24 protein-coding genes are annotated in these 24,958 nt (G+C 49.4%); 15 read left to right on the top strand and 9 right to left on the bottom strand.

Annotated features, from left to right (window positions below; translation table 11 throughout):
- Positions 1-72: 72 nt before the first annotated feature.
- The 3 genes from GON05_RS06530 to GON05_RS06520 all read left to right on the top strand — a co-directional run bounded on the left by GON05_RS06530 (position 73) and on the right by GON05_RS06520 (position 2,100).
- Positions 73-273: a cold-shock protein gene (locus tag GON05_RS06530; RefSeq protein WP_127453854.1), complete on the top strand. Its 201-nt coding sequence runs from the start codon at positions 73-75 to the stop codon at positions 271-273.
- 94 nt (positions 274-367) lie between these two features.
- Complete coding sequence (locus GON05_RS06525) at positions 368-595, top strand: cold-shock protein (protein WP_157318371.1); 228 nt, start codon at positions 368-370, stop codon at positions 593-595.
- Positions 596-699: 104 nt separating this feature from the next.
- On the top strand, positions 700-2,100 hold the full coding sequence (locus GON05_RS06520; protein ID WP_309492158.1) for a M23 family metallopeptidase: 1,401 nt from the start codon (positions 700-702) through the stop codon (positions 2,098-2,100).
- Between the two features lie 67 nt (positions 2,101-2,167).
- Here the strand turns inward: GON05_RS06520 and GON05_RS06515 are convergent, their stop codons facing one another.
- The gene (locus GON05_RS06515) at positions 2,168-3,202 is read right to left on the bottom strand and encodes an ion channel (protein ID WP_157318370.1); all 1,035 of its coding nucleotides are present in this window, start codon (positions 3,200-3,202) and stop codon (positions 2,168-2,170) included.
- 84 nt (positions 3,203-3,286) lie between these two features.
- On the opposite strand from GON05_RS06515, the gene GON05_RS06510 reads away from it, so the two are divergent.
- Complete coding sequence (locus GON05_RS06510) at positions 3,287-5,602, top strand: ATP-dependent DNA helicase (RefSeq protein WP_157318369.1); 2,316 nt, start codon at positions 3,287-3,289, stop codon at positions 5,600-5,602.
- A 273-nt stretch (positions 5,603-5,875) separates the two neighbouring features.
- On the opposite strand, the gene GON05_RS06505 is transcribed toward GON05_RS06510, so the two are convergent.
- Entirely contained in the window at positions 5,876-7,039 is a 1,164-nt protein-coding gene (locus tag GON05_RS06505) for an iron-containing alcohol dehydrogenase (protein WP_157318368.1), read from the bottom strand.
- A gap of 138 nt (positions 7,040-7,177) precedes the next feature.
- Between GON05_RS06505 and GON05_RS06500 the strand changes: the two genes are divergently transcribed.
- Entirely contained in the window at positions 7,178-7,573 is a 396-nt protein-coding gene (locus GON05_RS06500; RefSeq protein WP_157318367.1) for a VOC family protein, read from the top strand.
- Positions 7,574-7,732: 159 nt separating this feature from the next.
- Entirely contained in the window at positions 7,733-9,559 is a 1,827-nt protein-coding gene (locus GON05_RS06495) for an ABC transporter ATP-binding protein (RefSeq protein WP_157318366.1), read from the top strand.
- A 140-nt stretch (positions 9,560-9,699) separates the two neighbouring features.
- Here GON05_RS06495 and GON05_RS06490 read toward each other — a convergent pair whose 3' ends face one another.
- Positions 9,700-10,305 (bottom strand): FMN-binding negative transcriptional regulator, encoded by a 606-nt coding sequence (locus GON05_RS06490; protein WP_157318365.1) that lies wholly within the window; start codon positions 10,303-10,305, stop codon positions 9,700-9,702.
- 168 nt (positions 10,306-10,473) lie between these two features.
- Here GON05_RS06490 and GON05_RS06485 point away from each other — a divergent pair, with 168 nt between their 5' ends.
- The 4 genes from GON05_RS06485 to GON05_RS06470 all read left to right on the top strand — a co-directional run bounded on the left by GON05_RS06485 (position 10,474) and on the right by GON05_RS06470 (position 14,518).
- A complete protein-coding gene (locus GON05_RS06485) occupies positions 10,474-11,460 on the top strand; it encodes a Gfo/Idh/MocA family protein (protein ID WP_157318364.1) in 987 nt (328 codons plus the stop codon).
- A gap of 192 nt (positions 11,461-11,652) precedes the next feature.
- Positions 11,653-12,702, top strand: a complete 1,050-nt coding sequence (locus GON05_RS06480) for an ABC transporter substrate-binding protein (RefSeq protein ID WP_127453833.1) — start codon at positions 11,653-11,655, stop codon at positions 12,700-12,702.
- A gap of 107 nt (positions 12,703-12,809) precedes the next feature.
- The gene (locus GON05_RS06475) at positions 12,810-13,724 is read left to right on the top strand and encodes an ABC transporter permease (RefSeq protein ID WP_157318363.1); all 915 of its coding nucleotides are present in this window, start codon (positions 12,810-12,812) and stop codon (positions 13,722-13,724) included.
- Positions 13,724-14,518: an ABC transporter ATP-binding protein gene (locus GON05_RS06470; protein ID WP_127453829.1), complete on the top strand. Its 795-nt coding sequence runs from the start codon at positions 13,724-13,726 to the stop codon at positions 14,516-14,518. The genes GON05_RS06475 and GON05_RS06470 overlap by 1 nt, the downstream gene beginning before the upstream one ends.
- Before the next feature lie 636 nt (positions 14,519-15,154).
- Here the strand turns inward: GON05_RS06470 and GON05_RS06465 are convergent.
- On the bottom strand, positions 15,155-16,591 hold the full coding sequence (locus GON05_RS06465) for a DHA2 family efflux MFS transporter permease subunit (protein WP_220138874.1): 1,437 nt from the start codon (positions 16,589-16,591) through the stop codon (positions 15,155-15,157).
- A gap of 155 nt (positions 16,592-16,746) precedes the next feature.
- Here GON05_RS06465 and GON05_RS06460 point away from each other — a divergent pair, with 155 nt between their 5' ends.
- The gene (locus GON05_RS06460; protein WP_157318362.1) at positions 16,747-17,289 is read left to right on the top strand and encodes a PadR family transcriptional regulator; all 543 of its coding nucleotides are present in this window, start codon (positions 16,747-16,749) and stop codon (positions 17,287-17,289) included.
- Between the two features lie 19 nt (positions 17,290-17,308).
- Here the strand turns inward: GON05_RS06460 and GON05_RS06455 are convergent, their stop codons facing one another.
- Positions 17,309-17,794 (bottom strand): hypothetical protein, encoded by a 486-nt coding sequence (locus GON05_RS06455; protein WP_157318361.1) that lies wholly within the window; start codon positions 17,792-17,794, stop codon positions 17,309-17,311.
- Between the two features lie 172 nt (positions 17,795-17,966).
- Between GON05_RS06455 and GON05_RS06450 the strand changes: the two genes are divergently transcribed.
- Both GON05_RS06450 and GON05_RS06445 read left to right on the top strand, forming a co-directional pair.
- Positions 17,967-18,644, top strand: a complete 678-nt coding sequence (locus tag GON05_RS06450; RefSeq protein WP_127458700.1) for a response regulator transcription factor — start codon at positions 17,967-17,969, stop codon at positions 18,642-18,644.
- Entirely contained in the window at positions 18,641-19,720 is a 1,080-nt protein-coding gene (locus tag GON05_RS06445) for a sensor histidine kinase (protein ID WP_157318360.1), read from the top strand. The genes GON05_RS06450 and GON05_RS06445 overlap by 4 nt, the downstream gene beginning before the upstream one ends.
- A 510-nt stretch (positions 19,721-20,230) precedes the next feature.
- On the opposite strand, the gene GON05_RS06440 is transcribed toward GON05_RS06445, so the two are convergent.
- The 3 genes from GON05_RS06440 to GON05_RS06430 all read right to left on the bottom strand — a co-directional run bounded on the left by GON05_RS06440 (position 20,231) and on the right by GON05_RS06430 (position 22,300).
- On the bottom strand, positions 20,231-20,623 hold the full coding sequence (locus GON05_RS06440) for a DUF2500 domain-containing protein (protein ID WP_246238873.1): 393 nt from the start codon (positions 20,621-20,623) through the stop codon (positions 20,231-20,233).
- A 43-nt stretch (positions 20,624-20,666) separates the two neighbouring features.
- Positions 20,667-21,104, bottom strand: a complete 438-nt coding sequence (locus GON05_RS06435; protein WP_157318359.1) for a GNAT family N-acetyltransferase — start codon at positions 21,102-21,104, stop codon at positions 20,667-20,669.
- 119 nt (positions 21,105-21,223) lie between these two features.
- Positions 21,224-22,300, bottom strand: a complete 1,077-nt coding sequence (locus tag GON05_RS06430; protein ID WP_127458703.1) for a M42 family metallopeptidase — start codon at positions 22,298-22,300, stop codon at positions 21,224-21,226.
- A gap of 154 nt (positions 22,301-22,454) precedes the next feature.
- On the opposite strand from GON05_RS06430, the gene GON05_RS06425 reads away from it, so the two are divergent.
- Both GON05_RS06425 and GON05_RS06420 read left to right on the top strand, forming a co-directional pair.
- The gene (locus GON05_RS06425) at positions 22,455-23,180 is read left to right on the top strand and encodes an MBL fold metallo-hydrolase (RefSeq protein WP_157318358.1); all 726 of its coding nucleotides are present in this window, start codon (positions 22,455-22,457) and stop codon (positions 23,178-23,180) included.
- A gap of 20 nt (positions 23,181-23,200) precedes the next feature.
- Positions 23,201-23,776 (top strand): TetR/AcrR family transcriptional regulator, encoded by a 576-nt coding sequence (locus GON05_RS06420; protein WP_157318357.1) that lies wholly within the window; start codon positions 23,201-23,203, stop codon positions 23,774-23,776.
- A 345-nt stretch (positions 23,777-24,121) separates the two neighbouring features.
- Here the strand turns inward: GON05_RS06420 and GON05_RS06415 are convergent, their stop codons facing one another.
- On the bottom strand, positions 24,122-24,865 hold the full coding sequence (locus tag GON05_RS06415; RefSeq protein WP_157318356.1) for a DNA-3-methyladenine glycosylase family protein: 744 nt from the start codon (positions 24,863-24,865) through the stop codon (positions 24,122-24,124).
- Positions 24,866-24,958: the final 93 nt, after the last annotated feature.

Here is a 24,958-nt window from a genome sequence, read left to right as displayed (position 1 = left end):
CCTTTTGCAATGTGTGAATTTTTTCTCTTTGAAGAATAAAAAACATGTTAATAATTTTTGGAGGTATTTCTCATGGCTACTGGTACAGTAAAATGGTTTAACGCAGAAAAAGGTTTCGGTTTCATCGAAGTTGAAGGCGGCAACGATGTATTCGTTCACTTCTCCGCTATCCAAGGCGAAGGTTTCAAAACTTTGGATGAAGGTCAACAAGTTGAGTTCAGCGTTGTTCAAGGCAACCGCGGACCACAAGCAGAAAACGTTGTAAAACTGTAATATAATTTAAAAGACTGCCTTTACTCTGTAATGGCAGTCTTTTTTCAATTTAGCTATTGAAGTTTACTTACGTAAAACGCTGAGGAGGTCCATCATGTATTCCAGAAAAAAGTCCTTTGAAGAGATGCCTCTAGAAAATGTGACAATATGGTCTTGTGAACAAGAAGGTTGTAAAGGCTGGATGCGAGATAATTTTACATTTGATCACGTTCCGACTTGCCACTTGTGTCAGTCCACTATGGTTCGAAGCGTCAAGTTACTTCCTTTAGTTAATAACACGAGCATTGATCAGAAAGCGCTCAAAAAAGGCGTTCAAATTTAATATAACAAAAACCCGGAGACCCTGCTGTCTTCGGGTTTTTTATGTTATTATGGACACGTATTGGAAGAAATTAGCCCATCGCAAGCGAGGGAGGAATAGATGCTGTGAAATCAAAAAAACGCCGGCAATGGCCGCTGCTGGTAGGCGCTTGTGTCCTTGCGGCATGTGTCGTCATCGTGATCGGCAAATCGCCGTTTGGTCCGGTCTCATCTTGGAAGGTTGCCGGGAAGGAAGCTCCGGCTGCAGCAACACCAGTGCCCACGCCTCCGCCTAGAGAGGCATTGGAATTCCGCATGGTCGATCTGGACCATGGCTGGGTGAAATACGCCGATGGAATCGCGGCGACAGAGGATGGCGGCGGCATGTGGCAACCGGCCGCTGGAGAAGTGACTGCTGCGGAAACAGCAGTCGACGGTAATCTAGCCGAGCTGCTCAGCTTGGAAGCTGGAGATGGTTCTAGCCCTGCCCCGTCGACGGCCACGTTAGGCGGGGCCGTGTTCCCGGTGAAGCAAACGCAGTTTCTGACACCGCGCATTGGTTGGGCGCTGCCCGCCAGCAGCAAGGATGCGAAGAATCCGCTGCTGATCACCGTGGACGGCGGGCAATCTTGGGTGGATGGCATGACCGCGGAGGTCAAGGAAGCCATCCTCAAGGAGAAGGGCCATTTGCAGCAGCTGGCGAAGGAAAAGGATCTTTACGCCACGAAGGAAGCGGCGAAAGGGATCATGAGCGCCAAATGGAAGCTCATACCTGAGAGCGCGGCACCCGGAGATGCGGTGCTTGTTCGTCACGATGAACCAGGGACGATTACCTGGCTGAACAAAACGTATACGCTCCAGCCATATGGAGCGGGGTATTTCACGTATTTGCCGATTTCGATGAGTGCGAAGCCCGGCAAATACCCGATTGGCGATCAGACACTCACCATCGTGGCGAAGAAGTTTGAGACGCAGTATCTCAAGGTCACGTCGGAGATGGAGAGCATGAAGCAGGATACGGCGCGTATCAACGCCGATCAGAAGAAAATCGATCTGGCGCGAAGCAAGTCCGAGCCGGAATTTCTGTTCAGCGGGCCGTTCGTGAAGCCCATCGAGGGGATTTTGACGACGCCATATGGGTACACTCGTTACGTGAACGGGAAGTACGATAGCGCTCATATGGCGGTTGATCTGGCCGCGAAGGAGGGCACACCGATCAAAGCGACCAATGACGGGATCGTGGCGCTGGCCGAGAGCCTGTATTTGACCGGCAATTCCATTTATCTCGATCATGGGATGGGGCTTTTTTCGCAGTACGCTCATCTCTCCGAGCTGCGGGTGAAAACAGGCGACCATGTGAAGCAGGGCGACATTATCGGGCTCGTCGGCACGACCGGTTTCTCGACGGGACCGCATTTGCACTTTACATTTTGGGCACATAATGTTCAGGTGAATCCGGATTTATTTTGGAATACGACGCCGTTTCGTTGGGTTCAGCCGGCACAGGCTGCTAAGCCGAAGGGTTGAACGGAAGGAAAAAGTTAGAGGACACCATTTTTCTGCGCTGAGCGGAGAGGTTGGTGTCCTATTTGTTTTATTTTAGCTTAGAGAGACGCTCGTAGGTTTCCGCATCACAGATGACGAAAAGCTGCGCATCCTCGGGGATGAGCTGGTCTAACTTCTGGTTAATATTCAGTTGATCCCGGTCGGAGATCAGTGTCGCCCCCTCAAGGAGCAGCTGCTCAAAAGCGTCGCGGTATGTGCGCCAAGAGCTCCTTTTACTAAGCACTTGAAGGCTACTGCTGGACTGCCTAGTCAAGAGCTGCGAAACAATCCTTGACGATCCCGGTGAAAAAGCCGAGCGAACGGCAAGCTGCGAAATGGTCTCGGAGCCGAGGATAAATTCATTCACGTTAACATGTTGGAAATTTTGCATATTTTCGCTGTTTTTGATCTCGACGATGGAGTGGACGTTGCGGTAATTGCGCTCGATGGTTGTGGCGACTAGCAGTGTTTTGCCATCGACAAAGGAAGGGTCGCGCAGCATAGCTTGGTCTTCTGTGATCTCATTGGCGAAGATGAAGACGGAGCGGGCTTTTTCCATATTGGCCATCTCCAAAGTTTCCATATGGGTAGGATTGCCTCTTATATAATGGACCCTATTATGTACGATCGGTGTTTTCTCATGGGTATCGATCAGTACGACCTCAGTTGAAGTATCGGTGTTCAAAATCTCCTGGATCGCCAGCTCTGCATTTTTGCTCCAATCAATGATTACGAAATGCTGTTCGCCTTGATATCTCAATTTGCCCGCTTCCTTTCGCTGTCTGTATACGAATAATGAATCGACGACTTTGCTGATCGTGACGGAGATGAGCCCAATTCCGAAAATATACAGAAAGATGCCGAGGCACTTGCCGGCCACGGTTTTTGGTGCATAGTCGCCATACCCCGTGGTGGTCACGGTTGTCATCACCCACCAAAGTCCATTGAAGACGCTGCCGAAGGTTTCTTTTTCCAGCATATAAGCACTGATAGCAGATAGAAGGATGAAAAGAAAGGCCAGACTATAGATGAACTTGTTGTTCATTCGCAGCAGTTTAAGGAAGATCTTACTGAAATAGAACATGGGGCTCCCTTCCTGAAAAAGTAGATATTTGGTCCGTCCGCATGCTACAATAAAGAACAAATGTTCTAGAACGGAGAAGGACGAATGGCTGAAACGATCAACATTTCCGTGCGCTCTCTGGTCGAATATGTGTTTCGCAGAGGGAGTATTGAGTCCGGCTTTCGGACAAGCACTGCGCTGGTTGAAGGCACGAAGGCACACCAAAAACTGCAGAAGCAATATGGCGAATCGGATCAGCATGAAGTGTATGTTTCCGCTGAAATTGCTTGCCGGGAGCTCCTATTCGTAATTGACGGGCGGTGCGACGGTCTTCTTCAAGATACGGACGGCGGTCCTGTGACGGTGGATGAGATCAAGTCTACTTCCTCGGACATCAGCGAGATCGAAGAAGATTCGTATCCCGTGCATTGGGCGCAAGCGATGTGCTATGCCTATATGGTAGCCAAAGATTGCGAGCTTCATCATATGCGGGTTCAACTTACGTATATGCAGGTGGAGACGGAAGATACGCGCCGATTTGTGAAGGAAGCTTCGTTCAGCGAGTTGGAGCAGTTCGTGCATGACGTGGTGGAGCAGTATTACCCCTACGCACAAGCAATTTATGAGCATGAGCAGCGAAGGAATCGCAGTATCAAAGAGCTGGCATTTCCATTTCCAGCCTATCGTGAAGGCCAGCGGAAACTGGCAGGAGCGGTGTACAAAACGATCAGCGAAGGGCGTAAGCTGTTTGCCAAAGCGCCGACCGGCATCGGGAAGACCATGTCGACCTTGTTTCCGTCGGTGAAAGCGATTGGCGAGGGGCTGCTGCAGCGGATTTTTTATTTGACGGCGAAGACCATCACCCGCACGGCGGCGGAGGAAGCGTATGGCCTGCTTCAGGCACATGGCCTTCAGCTGCATGTCGTGACCATCACGGCGAAGGAAAAGGTGTGTCTGAAGGACGAAGTCCGCTGCACGAAGGACCACTGTGAATTCGCCGATGGTTATTATGACCGCATTAACGGCGCTGTGCTCGATCTTCTTCAATCGGAGACGATTATGACGCGGACGGTCATTGAGTCGTATGCACGGAAGCATCGTGTTTGTCCGTTTGAATTTTCCCTCGATGTCGCTTATGCCGCGGATGCTGTCATTTGCGATTACAATTACATATTTGACCCGCGAGTCAATTTAAAAAGGTTGTTCGAGGAGCAGAGGCGGCATACGACTTTGCTCGTGGATGAAGCGCATAATTTGATTGACCGGGCGCGGGAAATGTACAGCAGCACTTTGGCCAAATCCGGGTTCCTAGCGCTGCAGCGGGAGTTCAAAGGCATTCGCGCTGATCTGCACGATGCAGCCAAGGCCATCAACCAATATTTCATTACGCTGCGCAAAAGAATCGGAGACCGCCAGATGCTGGTGGAACCGGAGCTGCCGGAGGATCTCTTGGCGCTGCTAGACGGTTTCCTTGCAAGCGCTGAAAAGGAGCTGGCCGCAAGCGGCGGAACCCCTGCGAGCCCGCTGCTCCTGGAGACTTACTTCGCAGCTCACAATTTCGTCCGTATTGCCAAGCTGTACGATGAACGCTATATGACGTTATTCACGTCCGATCGTAACGAGGTCAGCGTGAAGCTCTTCTGCTTGGACCCTTCCCATCTGCTCAGACAGATGGGGAAAGGCTATCGCTCGCATGTGTTCTTCTCGGCGACCCTTTCGCCGCTGTCCTTTTTCATGGACACGCTGGGAGCGGGCGAGGAGGATTACTCCGTGAGCGTGCCTTCGCCTTTTGCCAAGGAACAGCTGGAGGTTTTCGTCCAGCCGCTGTCGACCCGCTATCAGGATCGGGAGCGAAGCCGGGAGGCGATTGCCCGTTCGATTTATCAGATGGTGACTCGTCGTTCGGGTAACTATTTCGTGTTTTTCCCCTCATATGCGTATATGAGTAGTGTCTATGAGGCTTTTACGGATCTTGTAGGTGAGCAGGGAGAGGATAGCCAGCTGCGTGTCCTGGTTCAGACGGTCCAGATGCCGGAAGAGGAGCGGGAGCAGTACTTGGCCGAATTCCAAGCGGGGCGTGATGGCACGCTGGTCGGCTTTGCCGTGATGGGCGGCATCTTCTCGGAGGGCATCGATTTGGTTGGCGAGCGGTTGACCGGCGTGGCGGTTGTTGGCGTAGGTCTGCCGCAGCTCGGGCCTGAGCGCAATCTGATCAAGGCTTACCTCGAAGACACGGGCAAAAACGGCTACGAATACGCCTACGTCTTCCCCGGTATGAACAAAGTGCAGCAGGCCGGCGGCCGGCTTATCCGCTCCGAAACGGATCGCGGCGTGCTGCTGCTGATTGACGACCGGTACCTGCAGCCGCTGTATCAGCGGTTGCTGCCGGAGGAGTGGCGCGACTATACGGTGCTGCGGTAGATAGTGGGAACTATAGTCCCCTATTTGTCCCCGAATCCACCATTTGGCAGAATGGAGGGAACTAGGGGCCGCTATTTCGCCGGATTTGGGCGGAAAGGTCCATCAGGGGAAAAATAAGACCCTGTAGTTCCTTTCACCGCTGATATTTGCGGATTCAGCATAAATAGCGGCCTGCAGTTCCCCTTTGCTGGCGGAATAAGTGATCAGGCCGCTTGCCCATTAAAAAAAAGAGCTATCCTCAAGCAAAAGAATCTGCTCAAGGATAGCTCCTTTTTATAGGGACATCCGGTAAATGTTAACGACATCCTCGCGTGTAAGCTTCTTGAAGTTTCCGAAATCGCCGTACACCATCGCTTTGTCCGCCATCAGCTCGATCGTGGAATCGTCGATGTCGTAATCCGCTAGGCGACTTGGCGCGCCGATGGAGTTAAGGAACCCGCGAAGCTCCGCGATACCTTCCTCAGCTACCTGGCGGTCCGTTTTGCCGGTAGTTGTAACGCCGAAGACGCGCTGCGCGAACTGCTTGTACCGCGCTACATTAGCATCCAGCGTGTAGGTCATCCAGTTCGGGAATAGAATCGCAAGGCCTCCGCCATGCGGGATATCATGGACGGCTGACACCGCATGCTCGAGATTATGCGTCGCCCAGTCGCCGCGAACTCCCATGCTAAGCGTCCCGTTCAGTGCCATTGTGCCGCTGTATAGAATCGTCGCACGGTTCTCCAGATCCGTGAGATCCTGCAGCAAGCGAGGCGCCGTATCGATCACGGTGCGAAGAATGGTTTCACAAAAGCCATCTTGAAGAAGTGTATTATCGACATGATGGAAATATTGCTCAAAGACGTGTGACATGATATCGACCATACCGTATACGGTTTGATTTTCAGGCAAGGAAGTTGTGTGAGCGGGATCCAGGATTGAAAATTTCGGGAAGGAGAATGGGCTGCCCCAGCCGAGCTTTTCTTTGGTCTCCCAATTCGTAATCACTGAGCCGGAGTTCATCTCCGAGCCCGTTGCGGCAATCGTCAGTACGGTGCCTAGCGGCAGCGCCCCAGTTGCGGATGCTTTACGCGTAACGATATCCCAGAAGTTGCCCTCATATTTGGCGCCGACGGCAATCGCTTTGGCACAGTCGATGACGCTGCCTCCACCTACAGCGAGGATTAAGTCGATGTTCTGAGTCCGGCACATTTCCACACCGCGGTGGACGGTTGTAAGCCTTGGGTTAGGCTCAACGCCGCTTAGCTCGAAAATTGAAGCATCGATGCCTTTCAGCAGGTGAACAACTTGGGTGTAAATGCCGTTCAGTTTAATGCTTCCGCCGCCGTATACGAGCAGCACGTTCTTACCGTATTTGGGTACCTCCGCAGTTAATTTCTCGAGTGTCCCCTGTCCGAAATGCAGCGTGGTTGGATTATAATAAGTAAATGTATTCATCGAATTACCTCCTCGAGATCATCTATATGTAGTCTTACCCCTATATTGTATAGAAAGAAACAGCAAAAAACAAAATTAGAAGAATGAAGGCGCAGAGCAGGTTCTAGCTTGTATCAAAACATAATAGGAGGAATAACCATGGCAACATTAACACCCTATTTTTATAGCAGAAATGCAAGAGAGCAGTCGGACTTTTATGTAAAAGCGTTTGGCGGAGAGATCGTCAGCCTGCGTACGTTCGCAGATATGCCGGGGACTGATGAATCCATGAAGGAGCGAGTGATGCATTTGGAGATTCAGGCGCTTGGTTTACGCTTTTTCATGGCGGATGCAGGTACGGAATCGGTAGATAGAGGCAAGGGGTTGGATTTGACGTTGGAATTTAAAGGTGAAGAGGAGGCGAGGCGTATTTTCGAGGCGTTATCCCAGGGTGGTCATGTGATCATGCCTTTTGAACGCATGTTTTGGGGGACGATGTTCGGCCGCCTGGAAGATCCGTTTGGTGTGGTTTGGCAGATTTCTACGGAGGCATAAAGGGTGAGAGCAGCCTCTCTACATCCCCGGACCGATTCGTTCCTGTTTATATTCCGTTTAAAATACAGGTGTATGATTCATTTTGCAAAGAGATACTGAAAAGCAAAGAATCATTCAGATGACGGATGAATATTCGATCGGGTAAAGGAGTAGAGATACATGGCGGTTACAAGGAAAGAAGCGCCTCAGAGCGCAAGCAATTGGCGGGGGTTCATCCGCTTGATCATGCAGGCGAATCCACCCAAGCTTCTTCTAGGCATAGCATTAGGATTAAGCATTATTTCAACATTGGCAGGACTTGTGATACCGTTATTTACGAAAAATGTGGTCGACAGCTTTTCGCTCGACAACTTGAATTGGATGCAGATTAGCGGCATGGCGATCGCTTTTGTTGGTTCGGCAATTGCCTCGGGCGTCTCGGTTTATTTATTGAATCACGCGGGTCAAAGCGTCGTGGCCGGTATTCGTGAGCGACTATGGAAAAAGCTTCTGGTGCTGCCGGTTCGCTATTACGATAACAATCAGACGGGCGATACGATTTCCCGGATGACCAATGATACCGCTGTGATTAAAGGGCTAATCGCCGAGCATATGTCAGGGTTCGTGACAGGTATTATTTCAATTATCGGTTCTATTGCGGTGCTCTTGTATATGGATTGGAAAATGACGCTCATCATGTTCAGCGTATTCCCGATAGCTTTCCTCATCCTTTTTCCACTGGGTCGGCAAATGTTCAAAATCTCCAAGGGCATGCAGGCTGAGACAGCAAGTTTCACTTCTGTGCTCAATCGTGTCCTATCCGAGATCCGCTTGGTGAAGGCAGCCAATGCCGAACCTGTAGAGTACCAGGAAGGCAGCTCAGGGATTCAAAGACTGTTTAAATTTGGACTTCGCGAAGGCAAGATTCAAGCCTTAATGGCACCGCTTGTTACGTTTGTTATGCTGATGTTGTTTGTTGTTCTGTTCGGTTACGGCGGTATGCGAGTGGCTTCTGGCGCGATAACCGCGGGTCAACTGGTGGCGTTCATGCTCTATTTATTCCAAATTGTCATGCCGATTACGCAAATCACACAGTTTTTTAATCAGGCTCAAAAGGCGATGGGAGCAACAGATACTATCCTCAAAGTGCTGGATCATGAAGAAGAAAATCCACATGCAGGTGTGCCCGTAGCGAATGCTTCACAGCCGATTCATTTCGATCAAGTGACCTATGGCTACAAAGAAGGGGAGTCCGTCCTGAAAAATGTCAGTTTCACGATGGAAGCCGGCAAAGTGACGGCCATCGTAGGACCGAGTGGAAGCGGGAAGACGACGACGTTCTCCCTGCTCGAGAGATTCTATACGCCGCAGAAGGGCTCTGTTACCTTAGGGTCTGATCCGATTGATCAGTTCTCGCTAATTTCGTGGCGCAGCCAGATCGGTTATGTTTCACAGGAGAGTCCGCTGATTGCAGGCACGATCCGGGATAATATCTGTTATGGCTTGCAGCGTGAGGTAACGCTGGAGGAGCTGAAGCGGGCTTCGCAGATGGCCTATGCGGATACGTTTATTGAGGAGCTGCCGCAACAGTATGAAACGGAAGTCGGCGAGCGCGGCATTAAGCTGTCTGGCGGACAGCGGCAGCGGATTGCGATTGCGCGAGCTTTGCTGCGCGATCCGAAGATTTTGATGCTGGACGAAGCGACGTCCAGTTTGGACAGCAAGTCCGAGGTTGTGGTGCAGCAGGCGCTGCAGAACCTCATGCAAGGAAGGACGACGCTGGTCATCGCGCATCGTTTATCGACGGTGGTGGATGCCGACCAGATCATCTTCCTGGACAAAGGCGTGGTGACCGGCAGCGGAACGCATCAGGAACTGCTGGAGTCGCATGACATGTACCGCGAGTTTGCTACGCAGCAGCTTCAACTGCAGGATCAGTTCGCCGCGGATTCGGGTTTCGTGTCTGAGGAGGCGCTGGCTTCCGTGGAGGCTCCTTCGCATCGGTAATTAGGGTAACCTGCAGCGGCTTGCTGCAGATCAGGTTTCTAATAAGGGCTGTTTCAAAAGCAGATTAGTTTGCTTTTGAAACAGCCCTTTGTGCACTTGAGAGTAAGGCAGCTCAGCGGAACTACAAGGCGCTATTTGAGCTAAAGGTTTTTTCGCATCAAAGCAGCGATATTCCGTTCATTTTCTCGATTGAGAGCTTCCAACCTCTGAATAACGAGTTCTTGGCGCTGAACGGGATGATTTTGGCTTAACTTGGCCTTACCCTCCATGTCCGATATGTGGATTTTGAAGCCTTGAATGCCTTTGCTTAGACCGGACAAGTAGGTGGAATCTACGGATTCTAAATCATAGGGGCTATCGGGTTCCTCATATTTTTCAATCAAGCTTCTCATAGAGGCCATCACTTCATCCTCATCGTCGATGAGCTCGGCTTGACCGTATACATGAACAGCCACGTAATTCCATGTCGGAACGGAATCGCTGGTTTCATACCAGGAAGGGGAGATATAGCTATGAGGCCCTTGAAAGATGACCAGGACCTCCTGCTGCTGAAGATCTCTCCACTGTGGATTCGGACTAGCAACATGTCCATACAAGCATTTGTTAGTGCGATCAAGTGTAAGCGGCAAGTGGGTAGCCATCGGGCGGTTGTCATGCTGGGAAATCAGGGTCGCAAAGCCATTTTGTTCGATAACCTCATACATGATGTCGTCATCTTTTATTTTAAAATAGGAAGGAATGTACATGTTGCTTTTCACCTGCTTTTTTAAATTTAACGATATTGTAACAAGGGGAATGGTCCAAATATAGTGCCAATTAGAATGGAAAATGGTGTGCCACTATACAAAAGGAGGAAGAACGCGGTTGTCGAATAAGTAACGTAGCATTCAAATGATATCTGGAGGGATACGTTCATGGATAAAGTGCGGTGGGGAATTATTGGTTGTGGAGATGTGACTGAAATTAAAAGCGGGCCGGCCCTCCAAAAGGTGGCGGGCTCTGAGCTTGTGGCCGTCATGCGGCGCAATGGCGCGTTGGCGGAAGATTACGCGAGAAGACACGGCGTTGCTAAATGGTATGATGACGCAAATGCGCTTATTCATGATCCGGATGTCAATGCCATATATGTCGCCACGCCGCCTGGTTTTCATCATGAATATACATTGATGGCGGCAAAAGCAGGGAAGCCGGTTTATGTGGAAAAGCCCATGGCTCGGAATCACGGGGAGTGCCTGGAGATGATCGCCGCGTGTGAGGAGGCTGGGGTACCGCTTTTCGTTGCTTATTATCGCCGGGGTTTGCCGAAGTTTAATCAAATTAAAGAACTGCTGGACAGCGGTGTTTTGGGGGAAATCCGGTTCGTCCATACGACTTATCTGCAAATGCTCAGAGAAGACCAGGGTCAGGATCTGCCTTGGCGGCTGCAGCCTGAGCTTTCGGGAGGCGGACTTTTCGTCGATTTAGCTAGCCATACGCTGGATGTTTTGGACTATTTGCTGGGGCCAATTGGCGAGGTCAAAGGGTTTGCTCGCAATCAGAGCAGACAGCTGCAAGTCGAAGATATCGTGACAACGGCGTATGCGTTTGAGTCAGGCGTGATGGGGACGGGCATTTGGAGCTTTAACAGCTACAAGCGCAGTGATGTGAACGAGATTGTCGGAAGTCTCGGCAAGGTCACGTTTTCAACATTTGGCGGCGATCTTCGCTTGGAAACAGCGGACGGTCAAGTGCAGGATTTTTCAATTCCGAATCCGGCCCATGTGCAACAGCCTTTGATCGGGATGGTGGTGGATGAGCTTAGAGGCGTTGGGAAAAGTCCAAGTACAGGACGGACGGCCGCGCGGACAAATCGGGTCATGGATGAGCTGCTGCGCGACTTTTATCACCAGAATCAGCACTAATCCCGTCCATATATTAACAGAATGGATAAAACGATTGACGGAAACACGCCAGCCAATTAAACTATGGTAAATTAGCATCACAGCTTGGATACCAAACAGCGTCTACACACTTTGGCGAGCAAAAGCGTTAAAGTGGTGAGCGGGCAATGGGTTCAAGTCAACCAAAAGGGAAAAAAGAGAGGGGTAATTAGGTTGAAAAAGAAAGCACTTGCATCACTTGTATTATCAGCAGCTCTTATGGTCGTAGCCGGTTGTGGTCAAAAGACAGAGACAACGCCTGCAGCAGGCGGCGCATCAACAGCTCCAGCAGCAACGGCAGCTGCGGCAAAGACGTACAAAATCGCGATTTCGCAAATCGTGGAACATCCATCTTTGGATGCAACTCGTCAGGGCTTTTTGGCAGCGCTTAAAGACGCTGGAATCGTAGAAGGCACGAACCTGAAGGTTGACTTCAACAACGCGCAGGGCGATCAAACGAACAATTTATCCATCGCGCAAAAAATTGCTTCTGCTGACAACGACCTGGTGCTGGGTATCGCAACACCATCCGCTCAAGCGGTTGTACAGCAAGTGAAAAAAGCGCCGGTTCTCTTTGCGGCTGTTACAGATCCGGTTGCAGCTAAAATTGTAACGAATGTAGACAAACCGGGCGGCACGGTTTCCGGTGCATCGGACACGAACCCAATGGCGGTCGCACAATTGATGGATTTCGTTGCAGCTAACATGCCTAAAGTAAAAACAGTCGGTCTTGTTATCAACGAAGGTGAGCCAAACGCTGTGATCATGGCGAAAAATGCTGAACAAGCTTTGGCGAAAAACAACATCAAACTTATAAAAGCACCAGTAACGAATACATCTGAAGTCAAACAAGCGGCTCAATCCCTTGTTGGACGCGCAGACGCTTTCTTGATTACACTCGACAACACGGTTGTTAGCGGTGTAGACGGCATCATTCAAATTGCTAACGAAAAGCACATTCCGTTCTTCTCCAGTGACCGCGATACCGTGGAAAAAGGAGCTTTTGCAACGGTTGGCTTCAAATACTACGATCATGGTTACCAAGTTGGTCAAATGGCTGTGGAAATTTTGAAAAACGGGAAGAAACCAGCGGACATGAAAGTAACTGTTCCTGATAAGTTGGATCTGATCTTGAACCTGAAAGCAGCTAAGGCGCAAGGCGTTGAAGTAACGGATGCTATGAAAAATGCTGTAAAAGACAAAGAGAAAAACATTATTCAGTAAGATTTTGGGATACAAAAGGGGTGGACGTCACTTTCGTTCATCTCTTTTTTTCTCCCGTCTACCTGAGGTTAGGCGTTGTTTATTTTAAACTAGGAGGTTGTTTCAACATGATGGATTCCATGAGCGGTGCTGTCGAGCTGGGTCTTCTCTATGCCCTGATGGCGCTTGGTGTCTACATCACTTTTCGCATTCTCGATTTCCCTGATTTGACGGTGGACGGGAGTTTCACGACTGGCGGCGCAATTGCAGCCATTATGATTTCACACGGATATTCTCCACTGCTCGCTTGTTTGGCTGCTTTTGCAGGTGGACTGGCTGCCGGAGCTTGTACAGGATTGCTTCATACAAAGGGGAAAATTAACGGCCTTTTGTCCGGTATCTTGATGATGATTGCCTTGTACTCCATTAATATGCGGATTATGGGCAAACCGAACATTTCACTGCTTGGCTCGGATACCATGTTCACGTCCATCTCTCCGATTGCGGTAGGTTTCCTTGTTGTCATTTTATTTAAACTGTTGCTGGATGGGTTTCTGCATACCGATTTGGGACTGTCTCTGCGTGCAACGGGCGATAATGCCCGCATGATTCGCAGTTTTGGGGCAAATACAGATAATACCACCATTCTTGGTGTCAGCTTATCTAATGGATTAGTAGCGCTTTCCGGCGCGATGATTGCTCAACAATCCGGGTTTGCGGATATTTCCATGGGCATCGGGATGATTGTTATTGGTTTGGCTTCAGTTATTATCGGGGAAGCGATCTTTGGTTCCCAGAGCGTGTTCCGAGCGACACTTGCCGCTGTTCTTGGCTCCATTGTGTACCGTATCGTGGTTGCTTTGGCTCTGCGCGTGGAGTGGCTCAATGCTTCTGATTTAAAATTAATCACTGCGATTATCGTTATTATCGCACTCGTCCTGCCATCCGTGCAGCGGTCTATCCGGCAAAAAGCAACCGCCAAACGGCGCTCTGCTGAGCTCATCGCCCGCGCCGTGCAAATGAATAAGGGAGGTGGCCGCTGATGCTGAAGCTCTCGAATGTTTCCAAGCTATTTAACCCTGGTTCAGCCGATGAGAAAATCGCGCTGATCGGCATTAACTTAACCCTGAAGCCCGGCGACTTCGTCACGGTCATCGGTAGTAACGGCGCCGGCAAATCGACACTGATGAACATCATCTCCGGTGTGATGACGCCGGATGCCGGCGAGGTGGCGATCAGTGGTGAGACGATCCACCACCTGCCTGAGTACGAGCGCAGCCGTTGGATCGGCCGCGTCTTTCAAGATCCCATGGCGGGGACCGCTCCTCGAATGACCATCGAGGAGAATCTCGCCATGGCGTATACCCGCGGCAAGAAGCGCGGGCTAAGCTTCGGCACCAACGCGCGTAGACGCGCGTTGTTCCTGGAACAGCTGCAGCGCCTCGGCATCGGCTTGGAGAATCGCTTGCGCGCGAAGGTGGGTCTGCTCTCCGGCGGAGAGCGCCAAGCCCTCAGCTTGCTGATGGCGACCTTCACCCAGCCGCAGATTCTGCTGCTGGACGAGCATACCGCCGCGCTCGACCCTGCGCGGGCGGAGCTGATCACACGATTGACCGAGGAAATCGTGCGCGAAATGAAGCTGACCACGCTGATGGTCACGCACAACATGGAGCAGGCGATTCGTCTAGGTAACCGCCTGATCATGATGGACAAGGGCCGCATCATCCTCGATGTGAGCGAGGAACGGAAAAAGGACCTCACTGTGGAGCAGCTGCTCGGTGAGTTCGAGAACATCAGCGGCAGCAAGCTGTCGGATGACCGCGTGGTGCTGGGTTAATAAAAGAAGCCTTCAGTTTAAGGAATTTTCCTTGGCTGAGGGCTTTTTTTGCGTTTGGGTAGAGATGTGCTTATTAGAGAGAATGGTGCGAGAAGTGGGGGTGAACAAGTTAAAGAGAAATCGGTGCTATGCCACCGATGTAGAACTAGCTACTCCAAGTGACAAAGATGCAGCAAATGTGCTTATTAGAGAGAATGGTGCGAGAAAGGGAAGTTAAACAAGTTAAAGTGAATCGTTGCTGATCCATCCATATGGGATCAGCTCCATAAGTGCAGGCTGCTCGTTCTAGTCAATGTGCAAATGCTTGCCATCCCTTGATTGCACTTCATACAATCAAATACGCCTAATAATGCTGCTAAAGCATGCTATATTGCATTTAATACAACCATTTGCTTCATAAGGATGGATATACAGCACTTTTTGGCGAATTTGTTGTATTTTATGCAATGAGGAGCGGCTTAAGTGCATAAAAGTCACTAAATCGTTGTATAAAATACAACGTAGCCCCACACCCGAGAGTCAACAAAGCCAAAAAGGATGTCTCAGCACTGAATGCATTCAAGTAGGCAGCTGATAACGCCGAAAAGCCCCCACCTCACTGTGCAACACACAGAAAAGGCGAGGACTTTTCATCAATCATTTAGCCGCTTTAGGGCTAATCACCGCAGCAATCGCCGCAGGAGATTCTTTCTCGATCGGACGTTTGCCGACGAACAAGCTGAGCGGCAGCGCAACTAACACGATGAACGTAGCCAGTAGATACACATAGTTCACGCTCATTGTAAAGGACTGCATACCGATAACGGCTTTGTCCGTGATCCCGCTGGTTGCGAGTTCTCGGGAATGAGTTGCGGTTTGGGACGCCAGAACCGAAGTGAAAAGGGCGATAGCGAAAGAACCAAAAACGTTGCGTACCCAGTTGCTCATGGATGTTGCATGACCGGACAATGTGCGCGGAATTTGCTCCATACCGGCGTTGCTGGCTGGCATTGTTGCAAAAGCGATCCCGACGTTACGTACGATCATCCAGAATAAGATATAGCCACGGGAAACGTCGACACTCAACCAACTAAGTGTTAATGTGCCTACCGCAATCAAGGAAATTCCGACAAACAGAAGAATACGCGGACCCAGAATGCTGTATAGTTTCCCTACAATCGGCATACAGAGCGCCATGGCTAGGGAAGCCGGCAGCAGGATTAAGCCAGTATCGAGTGGCGTTACATGCTGAATATTTTGCAGGAAAATAGGTGTCAGGAAAGTTCCTGAGTATAAGCTGATGGTAACAATACTAGAAATGATAAGTGTCAAAGAGTAGCGCGCATTAGCCAAGACGCGAACATTCAGCAAAGGAGAATCGGCTTTCAGCTCCCTCCAGATGAAGAGGCCAAGCATAAGGATACCTCCTGCGAACAACCCGATGACGCGACCCGAAGTCCATCCCCAGGCATGGCCTTGAGAGAATGCAACGAGCAAAGAGAGACTTCCAAGGACGACGGTGATTAAACCGATCGCATCGAACCTTTTTGGTACAGAAAGACGATAGAAGGGAATTAGTTTGATAACGAGAAAAATAGCAATAAGTCCAACAGGTACATTAAGAAGGAATAACCAGTGCCAGCTCCAATTCTGCAGAAGCCAGCCGCTCAATGTCGGCCCGATGGCAGGGGCCATCATAGCGGATAACGACCATAGGGAAATCGCAATAGGCTGCTTGTCGCGAGGAATGACCTGATACACGATTGTCATCGTCGCCGGCATAATGAGACCGCTGAATGCCCCCTGGATAATACGGAAAGCAATGAGGGAAGAAGCATCCCAGGAAATTGCACATAGTAATGAAAAAACAGTAAAGCCCACAAGAGCTAAAGCATACAGTCGCTTATAACTGAATCGCTCACCTAAGTAACCGGTAATAGGAGCAATTGTACCACTCGCCAGCATAAATCCGGTGATGGTCCATTGGATTTTACTCAAATCAGCATTGAAATGTTCACTCAAAATCGGTATAGCAATGTTGATTGTACTCATACTTAAGATCGAAACGAATGATCCGAAGAAGATGGCAATCATAATCGGCCAGAAACGAACTTGCTGTAAATCATCCTTACTCACTTGATACCTCCACTCTCCATTGATCTTACTCGCCGGATTCTCTATAATTTGAATGAAAATCATCATACTACCAAAGTAGACATATGTCAATTATGACATAACAAGGAGTTCCTATGAATACCCTTTCCTATGGATTGCTCAGCCTGCTATCTAAAGATTCTCGAACGGGCTATGAGCTTATGCAGCATATTCAGCCTTTTTGGCCAGCTAAGCATAGTCAAATATACCCACTCCTTGCTCAACTAGAGCAGAAGGGGTATGTTGAATTTGTACACGTTGTACAGTCAGATAAGCCGGATAAAAAAGTATATTCATTAACAGAAGCCGGATTAAAAGCACTTCAGGAGTGGATCGGGCTGCCTACAGACCCGCCGGTAACTCGTGATGAATTTGCGCTGAAAATATACTGCATTGGCCTTGTAAACAAAGAAGAAGCCCTGAAAATGTTGGTTGAGCGCGCGAGCTATTATAAAGGGAAGAAAGAGCGGTTTATGGAGTCCTTTGAGAAGGTCAAAGGACAAAGTGAGAAACCGCTTGAGGAATTAGAGTTTCATGACCCTATGTTCGCTAATTATGTTCTGGTAAAAAAAGCTATGCTCAAAGTAGATGCAGACCTGCATTGGTGCGAGTGGATGAGATCGAAGCTGAAATCATGAATGGATGGCGGCTGCGTCCTTAGTGGCCAAGCTCTTGAATGACGGTTTGAATCTTCTGAAGGCGGATATATTCCGACTTTTCCAGTTGGGGGCGGAAATAGGCGTATAAATACGCCGCGTCATGGAAATCTAGTCCGGGGTAACACACGACTTCTTGGACCAAGTTCGGGTTATCCATGATGACCTGCCATTCTCCCGTGCGTTCCGGTGGTGAAATGGTCGTCAGGACGTGCTTCTTCGCTGCTAAGGTAGCTTCCAGCTCCACCCAAATGCGTTCCCACGACGGGCTGAATTGCACCGGCTCAGGAAAGAGGCGGCCAGCTTTGGCGAGTGCCTGCTCCAGGTCAGGGATGTCCGCATCTGCGGCTGCTTTAATAGCCTCGGTTAAGCCGTCCAGCAGGCGGCGAAAGCCGGCATAACCCTCAGCACATACCTCTTGCTGATAAGCAGCTTCGGCTTCAGCGCTTTGAAGCATGGAAAACTCGGTATACGCATTCGTTATCATATGGTGAGGTCCCCCCAAAACATACTTTCTCCAAAATGTATCACAATTTTTTTACCAAAAAAAGCCCTTACATAGGAATGGTCTCTCCAATGGTTTAAATTCAGTTTATAAAAGTGCTTTATGCTAAAATAAGTGAAAATTAGACCTAACATGAAGCGAGGCTTGATATAAAATGGCTCCAATCCTGATCGTAGATGATGATCCTTATATTCGTGAGCTGGTTCGCGTTTTTATGCTGAACGAAGGCTTCGAGGTGGTTGAAGCTTCGGATGGCGCGGAAGCGCTCAAGCTGCTGGAAACTGTCCAAGTCGACATGGTCATTATGGATATCATGATGCCGAATATGGACGGATGGGAATTATGCAAAGAACTTCGGGAGCACTATGATATCCCGCTGCTCATGCTAACCGCCAAGGGCGAAACCTCGCAGAAGGTCAAAGGTTTTGAGCTGGGCACCGATGACTATCTCGTTAAGCCCTTCGAGCCTGTCGAGCTTGCGATGCGGGTCAAAGCACTGCTGAAGCGTTATAAAATTGCTGCATCCCAAACGGTTCAAGTCGGCGACCTCAGCATGAACAAAAAAACCTACGAGGTAACCGTTGGCTCCGAGAGCTTGACACTGCCGCTCAAAGAATTTGAGCTGCTTTATAAGCTGGCGAGTTACCCGGGAAAAACATTTTCGCGCGACCAGCTGATCGAGCAAATCTGGGGCTTCGATTATGAAGGCAACGAACGGACCATCGATGTGCACATCAATCGGCTTCGCGAACGGTTCCCAGAAGAGAGGCACGCTTTTCGCATTGCGACGATACGGGGGCTAGGCTACCGGATGGAGGTCCTGCCATCATGAACAAAGAAGTGCGGAGGAAAAACCCCAGAAGTCGCGGACAGCGTGTACGCGGTACTTTGTTCGCCGTAGGTTTTTTTCTGCTCATCATTCTTTACTGGCTGGCTGCCTTTTACGGTACAGAGTGGATTTACACCCATATCGATAAGCGCCCAAGCGAAGTCATCGTTCAGCTTATTAACTGTATCAGCGGCATGTTTCTATGGGGCGTCACCATGACTTGCTTGGGCAGATTCTTCCGCAGCGAGCAGATGAAATTTTTTAAAACCATGATTGCGGCGATCCAAAGTATGTCCAGAGGGGACTTCAATGTGTCTGTTGATAATAATCCGCACAATGGCCCCTTTGTAGAGCTGGTTGATTCCATTAACAACATGGCGGTAGAGCTGGGCCAATTGGAGAAAATGAGGCAGGAATTCATCTCTAACGTGTCGCATGAAATTCAATCCCCGCTCACTTCGATCAGCGGCTTCTCACGGGCGCTCCAGAACGAGAGCATCTCGTCAGAGGAACGCAAGCATTATTTGGAAATTATTGAAGCCGAAAGCACACGCCTTTCCAAGCTAAGTGATAACTTGCTCAAATTATCGTCATTAGAGTCACAGCATCACCCTTTTGAACCGAAAAGCTACCGGCTGGATAAGCAGATCCGCAATCATATTCTTGCCTGTGAACCGCAGTGGATAGAGAAAAATATCGAAATGGATATTGATCTGGAACCCGTTACGCTATTGGCCGATGAAGATTTATTGAGCCAGGTGTGGACGAATTTAATTCATAATGCGGTCAAATTCACGCCTGTTGGCGGTACCATAGGGGTCCATGTTGAAAGCACCCGAAAAGAAGTTATTATTCGAATCTCCAATAATGGAGCTAATATTTCTGAGGAAGACCTGCCTCATATCTTTGAGCGTTTCTACAAAGCGGATAAATCGAGAAATCGAACCTCAGGAGGCAACGGACTAGGACTATCGATTGTGAAAAAGATCATTGATATGCATGCAGGTACGATAACCGTAGAAAGTAAACCGGAGAAAAAGACGACGTTTATCGTTCGCTTCTCGTTGCAAGAGTCTTAGAAGGAGCACAAATAGAGACCTCCGCTTATCACTGATAACCGGAGGTCTCTAAGTTTCACACATCGTATTCAATTGTCCCTACGCACACTCCAATCAAACCAACTTCCGTTGAAATTACGACTATAAAGGATCCTTTCCTCGAATAAACGCTGATCACATTTACCGCTTCTGGATTCCCACATGCCCGATGAACGTAACGCGTTCCCGCACCTTTTCTTCCGTCGTTTGAAGGAAAAGTGGGCATGTTTCGCTAACCTTGTCCATTGGACTATCCCCTTCCTAAGTTGAGAATATCCTGGCTACTCTTAGGGGTCCTTACCAGCTGTAAGGCTTGTCCTTCAAGTGAGCCTAACCCAACTATAGACCATTATTATAATATTGTAAATATTCAGAATATTTGCTAAAAAGAGATTATTGCTGACTATTTTCGTGTTTTCTTTGATTTCCTTCGAATTGCTTAGTTTTTGTAAAGGTTTTGTAAATCTATTATTTTTGGATACTGAACACTCCTTAAGCTTGAAAAGATAAATGGCGAGAAAACCCTTTGAATCTGGTTCCTTGGTAAGTCAGTATTCCCTGATCTCCCTCAACAATATAACCGAACTGATCCCGCCCGACACGCAATTCTAATCTTTGGCGATCCTCAAATTCAAAGGTTGCATAATAGCTCGTGTTAGCACTCGAATCTCCGGATCCTCCGCTAACCTGCATTCTTTTGGCTACAACTTTACAAGTCAGGTTCTCGATAGGGGCTGAATTATTGGAAGACCATGTGATAAATCCTTTGATAATGACAAATAAAATAAAGCCGCCAATAAGCACCGCCACAATTGTAAAAATAAACATAAAAAGGCCTGCACTGCCCTGATTAGGAAAGGCTCCTGTGTTGAAGCCTGTTGACATAATAATCACTCCTCAAAGTTTCGTAGTTCATTCGCGGACTTTTTTAGAGGAATCTTTTGACGAATCGATATCCGGTTTCATGAAACCCAAGCGGTTGCTGCGCTTTCCGGCTATCCCCATGGTTCTCCGAACCTGTGATCCACCACATCCCGGAGCAAGCGTGCTCTTGGGCCAGCTGCTCTGCATAGCTTTTCAGCTTATCGGCTGCTGCTTGGCTGCTGTCTGTTTCTTCCATAGATATCACGGAGACTTCGCTAAACTTCACAACGGCATCATCCGCTTGACGAATACGAAACCCTAGAGTGCCAAGTATTTGGTTCTCTTCTTCGTACACATAGAGGGATTCATCGGGATTGTCACGCATAAAATGCAGCCTATTTTCAATGTGCAAAGGGGAAATCATCTTGCCTGTCCGCTTGGAAACAAAATTGCTGATTTCTTTCGTATCTTGGGGGTTTGCTTCTCGAATGATATACGTCATTACGGGCCTTCTTTCTATGATCCTATGATTCTGCTAATTATACCATATATTGGAACATAAGTTCTACATTTGCATAAAAAAAACCCGCCGAAGGGCGGGGTAATAGTCTTGAGCACGAATTACGCTTGCGCATGGATCGTGTTTAACGTCGTACGGTCGCTCGCTTGCACGAGCTTAATGAGCAGTTCTTTCGCTGCGGCATAGTCATCCACGTGAAGAATCGACGCGGAAGTATGGATATAACGCGCGCAGACACCGATTACGGCAGAAGGAATGCCTGTACCCTGCACGTGAACCAGTCCGGCGTCAGTGCCGCCGGCTGAAATAAAATATTGATACGGGATCTTGTGCGTCTCCGCCGTATCCAGAATGAACTCAACCATGCCGCGATGCGTAATCATCGTAGGGTCAAAGATGCGCAGCAGCGCTCCGCGTCCCAGCTGCCCAAAAGCATTGCGGTCGCCGGTCATGTCTCCAGCGGCACTGGCATCCAGCGCGTAGAACAAGTCCGGCTGGATGAGATTCGCCGCCGTGCGTCCACCGCGCACGCCAACCTCTTCCTGTACGGTAGCGCCCGCGTACAGGACATTCGGGAGCTTCGGCCCGCCGTGAAGCTCCTTCAGCAGCTCAATCGCGAGGCCTACGCCGTAGCGATTGTCCCAAGCTTTGGCCATAATCCGCTTCGGATTGGCCAGGGGCGTGAACGGGCAGATGGGAACAATCTGCTGCCCGAGCTTGATGCCGATGGCGAGGGCATCGGCTTTATCTTCTGCGCCGATGTCAATGTACATCGTCTTGATGTCTGCGGGCTTGCTGCGTGCCGCCTCGTCCAGCAAGTGCACGGGCACCGAGCCGATCACGCCGATGATCGGCCCTTGCTCGGTCATGATCTGCACGCGCTGGGCGGGCAGCACTTGACTGAACCAGCCGCCGAGGGGCTGGAATTTGATGGTGCCGTGCTCGGTGATGCCGCTAACCAGGAAGCCAACCTCGTCGAAGTGACCGGCAACCATGATTTTCGGACCGGCCTCATCGCCGCGCAGGATACCGAACAAGCTGCCGAGGCCATCTTGGACGAACTCGTCGGTGTATTTCTCCATTTCACCACGGACAAACTTACGGATGTCCCGTTCGAAGCCAGGAGCTGCCTGGAGTTCAGTCAATGTACGAAAAAGCTCTAACGTTTCAGTGTTCATGGGAAATCCTCACTTTTTTACATGATTAGGTAGTGCGATAACTGTTATTTTATCATATTAGAAAAATAAATGAGATTTAGGCCAAAGACAGCTTTACAAAACTAACGACATTAGTTATTATACTTATATAGATAACAAGCGGGAGGCGTTCAAAATGAAAGTAACGAAAATAGGTTTTTTGTATCAGGTGTCTTTTATGCCGAGATTTTTTCCGGTAAATTGTTATTTGGTGGAGGAAGAGAATGAATTGACGCTGGTTGATGCGGCTTTGCCATTCAGTGTGAAAGGCATTCTTCAGGCTGCAGAGAGCATCGGGAAACCCATTACTCGCATCGTGCTTACGCACGCACATGGCGATCATATTGGCGCATTGGATGGTTTGAAAAAAGTCCTGCCGCAGGCGAAGGTGTATATTTCGCGAAGAGATGCCAAACTGCTGGTGGGAAGCAAGGAACTGGAGGCCGGTGAGCCGAATTACCCGATCAAAGGGGACGTTCCGAAGTCGGTGCAGACCAAGCCGGATGTGTTGTTAAAAGATGGCGATAGCGTAGGCTCGCTTCAAGCTATTTCGGCTCCAGGACATACACCGGGATCGATGGCATTTCTGGATGTACGCAGCCGTGCGTTGATTGCCGGTGATGCTTTTCAAGTTCGCGGTGGGGTGGCAGTTTCCGGTTTGATGAAGTTCTGGTTTCCATTCCCGGCCATGGCCACATGGAACAAAGAAGTGTCGCTGGAGAGCGCACGCAAATTGAGACAGCTGTCTCCAAGCCTTCTTGCGGTCGGGCACGGGGTAATGATTGAACAGCCGCTGGCGGTGATTGATCGCGCCATTGCGGAGGCAGCTCAGAAATTTCAGATGACAGCGGCAAACATTTAGATAAAAGGGACGGGACATCAATGGCGCAACGACAAGGACTAGACGCAGAAAACGTGCTTCAAGCAGCTGTAGAAATGGCAGATACACAGGGTGTCGAGGGGCTGACATTAGCAGCATTAGCAGCAAAATTAAACGTAAAAACGCCATCGCTTTATAATCATATTAAAGGCTTGCCAGACCTGCGGAGGCAGCTTTCGCGGCGTGGACTGATGCTCATCAAAGCCGCCATGGTCGATGCGGTAATTGGCAAAGCGAAAGACGATGCTTTGTTAGCTGTAGGTTTTGCTTATGTGGATTTTGCCCGGAAACATCCGGGATTATATGAGGCTATTTCCATCTTGCCTGATTATGAAGATCCGGAGTTGAAGGAGGCGGGCAATGATGTTGTGTTCTTTTTACTGCGGATTCTTGAACCGTATGGACTCAGTGAGGAGGATGCGCTGCATGTAGTGCGCGGCTTTCGGAGTATGGTGCATGGCTTCGCGTCGCTTGAGCACAGGAATGGGTTCCGCATGGGGCTTGAGCGTGATGAGAGCTTGAGGCGGCTGCTTCAGACTTATTTGAGGGGACTGCGGACGGCAGAAAGTGCAACATAGCAAGCGACATCATAAAGCCTGACGGAGAAAGTGATCCGTCAGGCTTTGCTTTTAGCTACTTTACCAATCCTGCGCCATTCTATCACGCTACAAACAGAACTGGCACGCATAAGAGGATAAAAGTTGGTAAAGTTGTGATTCTATTGGATGAAATCCAATGAACATAGTGATATGAAGGCTTAATTTGTGATTCTATTGGACGAAATCCAATGAAGTAGGTTAATCAAGCTTCTATAACGCCGGATCTTATAGTCTCATTGGATTATGTCCAGCGAAATGAGCAATATGGGTGTTTGATTGGTGTTTTCATTGGAAATTGTCCAATGAAGCTGATCTGCTTCTACTTCACGTCTCGTCCACAATCACCGACGAATCCAGACAGGCTTCCACCGAAAGCCCGGAATCTACGAAGCCCATATCGACGGCACGCCATAAATACAGCGAGGCGAAGGTCCGATACGGGGACCATGCCGGGGCGATCTGCCCCAAGTAGTTGCCGTCCTTGCGCTCCTCCAATTGGTGCAGCCAGCGGGCAGCGCGCTGGAGACCGGCATCACCGACGGACATGATATCTTGCCGGCACAAAGCAAACATCATGAACATTTCTGCTGTCCAAGTTCCAATGCCCTTGACACTTGTAAGCTGCTTCAGAAGCTCCTCGTTATCCAGCTCATGCAAGGCGTCCAGTCGCAGATCTCCGGCTATGACTTTCATGCTAAGATCGCGAATATAGCGAATCTTGGGAAAAGAGACTCCGCATTGCCGGATAGCATTCTCATCCGCGGCGAGCACAAGCTCCGGAGTGAATTCGGGAACGATTTCTTTCACTCTGGCTTTAATGGTACCTGCCGCTTTGGTGGATAGCTGCTGGGAGATAATTGACATCGCCAGCGATTCGAAAGGGGAGGCACTCGGTGTCAAAGTCAGCTCGCCAACCAGGCGAATAAGGCAGGCTAAACGGTGGTCAGCCTCAGAAAGCGCCAGGATAGCAGGATGCTTTTGATGCAGCAGGATCGTTGTACGCGATGAAACGGTTGGCTTTTGTTCATTGGAGTTAGAATCAGAGTTAGAGGGATCAATATCCAACATAGCCGCTTACCTCCTCAAAAGTTTACGGGTAAATGTACGTAGGTGTCTGTTCTTCAAGTATAATAGGGAGACAAAGGCTGGTAAATAGAAGGA

The sequence above is a fragment of the Paenibacillus anseongensis genome (assembly GCF_009757995.1).
In the GTDB taxonomy this organism is placed as follows: Bacteria; Bacillota; Bacilli; order Paenibacillales; family NBRC-103111; genus Paenibacillus_E; species Paenibacillus_E chondroitinus.
The sequence above is the reverse complement of the archived record's forward strand: the minus strand, read 5'-3'. Positions and strand labels throughout refer to the sequence as shown.

What these genes read in the sequence shown, in the direction of transcription:
- GON05_RS06530 (WP_127453854.1), top strand. Translation starts at nt 73, where the DNA reads ATGGCTACTGGTACAGTAAAATGGTTTAACGCAGAAAAAGGTTTCGGT.
- GON05_RS06460 (WP_157318362.1), top strand. Translation starts at nt 16,747, where the DNA reads ATGAATACCCTTTCCTATGGATTGCTCAGCCTGCTATCTAAAGATTCT.
- GON05_RS06445 (WP_157318360.1), top strand. Translation starts at nt 18,641, where the DNA reads ATGAACAAAGAAGTGCGGAGGAAAAACCCCAGAAGTCGCGGACAGCGT.
- GON05_RS06495 (WP_157318366.1), top strand. Translation starts at nt 7,733, where the DNA reads ATGGCGGTTACAAGGAAAGAAGCGCCTCAGAGCGCAAGCAATTGGCGG.
- GON05_RS06415 (WP_157318356.1), bottom strand. Translation starts at nt 24,865, where the DNA reads ATGTTGGATATTGATCCCTCTAACTCTGATTCTAACTCCAATGAACAA.
- GON05_RS06505 (WP_157318368.1), bottom strand. Translation starts at nt 7,039, where the DNA reads ATGAATACATTTACTTATTATAATCCAACCACGCTGCATTTCGGACAG.
- GON05_RS06510 (WP_157318369.1), top strand. Translation starts at nt 3,287, where the DNA reads ATGGCTGAAACGATCAACATTTCCGTGCGCTCTCTGGTCGAATATGTG.
- GON05_RS06440 (WP_246238873.1), bottom strand. Translation starts at nt 20,623, where the DNA reads ATGTCAACAGGCTTCAACACAGGAGCCTTTCCTAATCAGGGCAGTGCA.
- GON05_RS06430 (WP_127458703.1), bottom strand. Translation starts at nt 22,300, where the DNA reads ATGAACACTGAAACGTTAGAGCTTTTTCGTACATTGACTGAACTCCAG.
- GON05_RS06500 (WP_157318367.1), top strand. Translation starts at nt 7,178, where the DNA reads ATGGCAACATTAACACCCTATTTTTATAGCAGAAATGCAAGAGAGCAG.
- GON05_RS06465 (WP_220138874.1), bottom strand. Translation starts at nt 16,591, where the DNA reads ATGATTGCCATCTTCTTCGGATCATTCGTTTCGATCTTAAGTATGAGT.
- GON05_RS06525 (WP_157318371.1), top strand. Translation starts at nt 368, where the DNA reads ATGTATTCCAGAAAAAAGTCCTTTGAAGAGATGCCTCTAGAAAATGTG.
- GON05_RS06485 (WP_157318364.1), top strand. Translation starts at nt 10,474, where the DNA reads ATGGATAAAGTGCGGTGGGGAATTATTGGTTGTGGAGATGTGACTGAA.
- GON05_RS06420 (WP_157318357.1), top strand. Translation starts at nt 23,201, where the DNA reads ATGGCGCAACGACAAGGACTAGACGCAGAAAACGTGCTTCAAGCAGCT.
- GON05_RS06455 (WP_157318361.1), bottom strand. Translation starts at nt 17,794, where the DNA reads ATGATAACGAATGCGTATACCGAGTTTTCCATGCTTCAAAGCGCTGAA.
- GON05_RS06425 (WP_157318358.1), top strand. Translation starts at nt 22,455, where the DNA reads ATGAAAGTAACGAAAATAGGTTTTTTGTATCAGGTGTCTTTTATGCCG.
- GON05_RS06470 (WP_127453829.1), top strand. Translation starts at nt 13,724, where the DNA reads ATGCTGAAGCTCTCGAATGTTTCCAAGCTATTTAACCCTGGTTCAGCC.
- GON05_RS06450 (WP_127458700.1), top strand. Translation starts at nt 17,967, where the DNA reads ATGGCTCCAATCCTGATCGTAGATGATGATCCTTATATTCGTGAGCTG.
- GON05_RS06490 (WP_157318365.1), bottom strand. Translation starts at nt 10,305, where the DNA reads ATGTACATTCCTTCCTATTTTAAAATAAAAGATGACGACATCATGTAT.
- GON05_RS06515 (WP_157318370.1), bottom strand. Translation starts at nt 3,202, where the DNA reads ATGTTCTATTTCAGTAAGATCTTCCTTAAACTGCTGCGAATGAACAAC.
- GON05_RS06435 (WP_157318359.1), bottom strand. Translation starts at nt 21,104, where the DNA reads ATGACGTATATCATTCGAGAAGCAAACCCCCAAGATACGAAAGAAATC.
- GON05_RS06475 (WP_157318363.1), top strand. Translation starts at nt 12,810, where the DNA reads ATGATGGATTCCATGAGCGGTGCTGTCGAGCTGGGTCTTCTCTATGCC.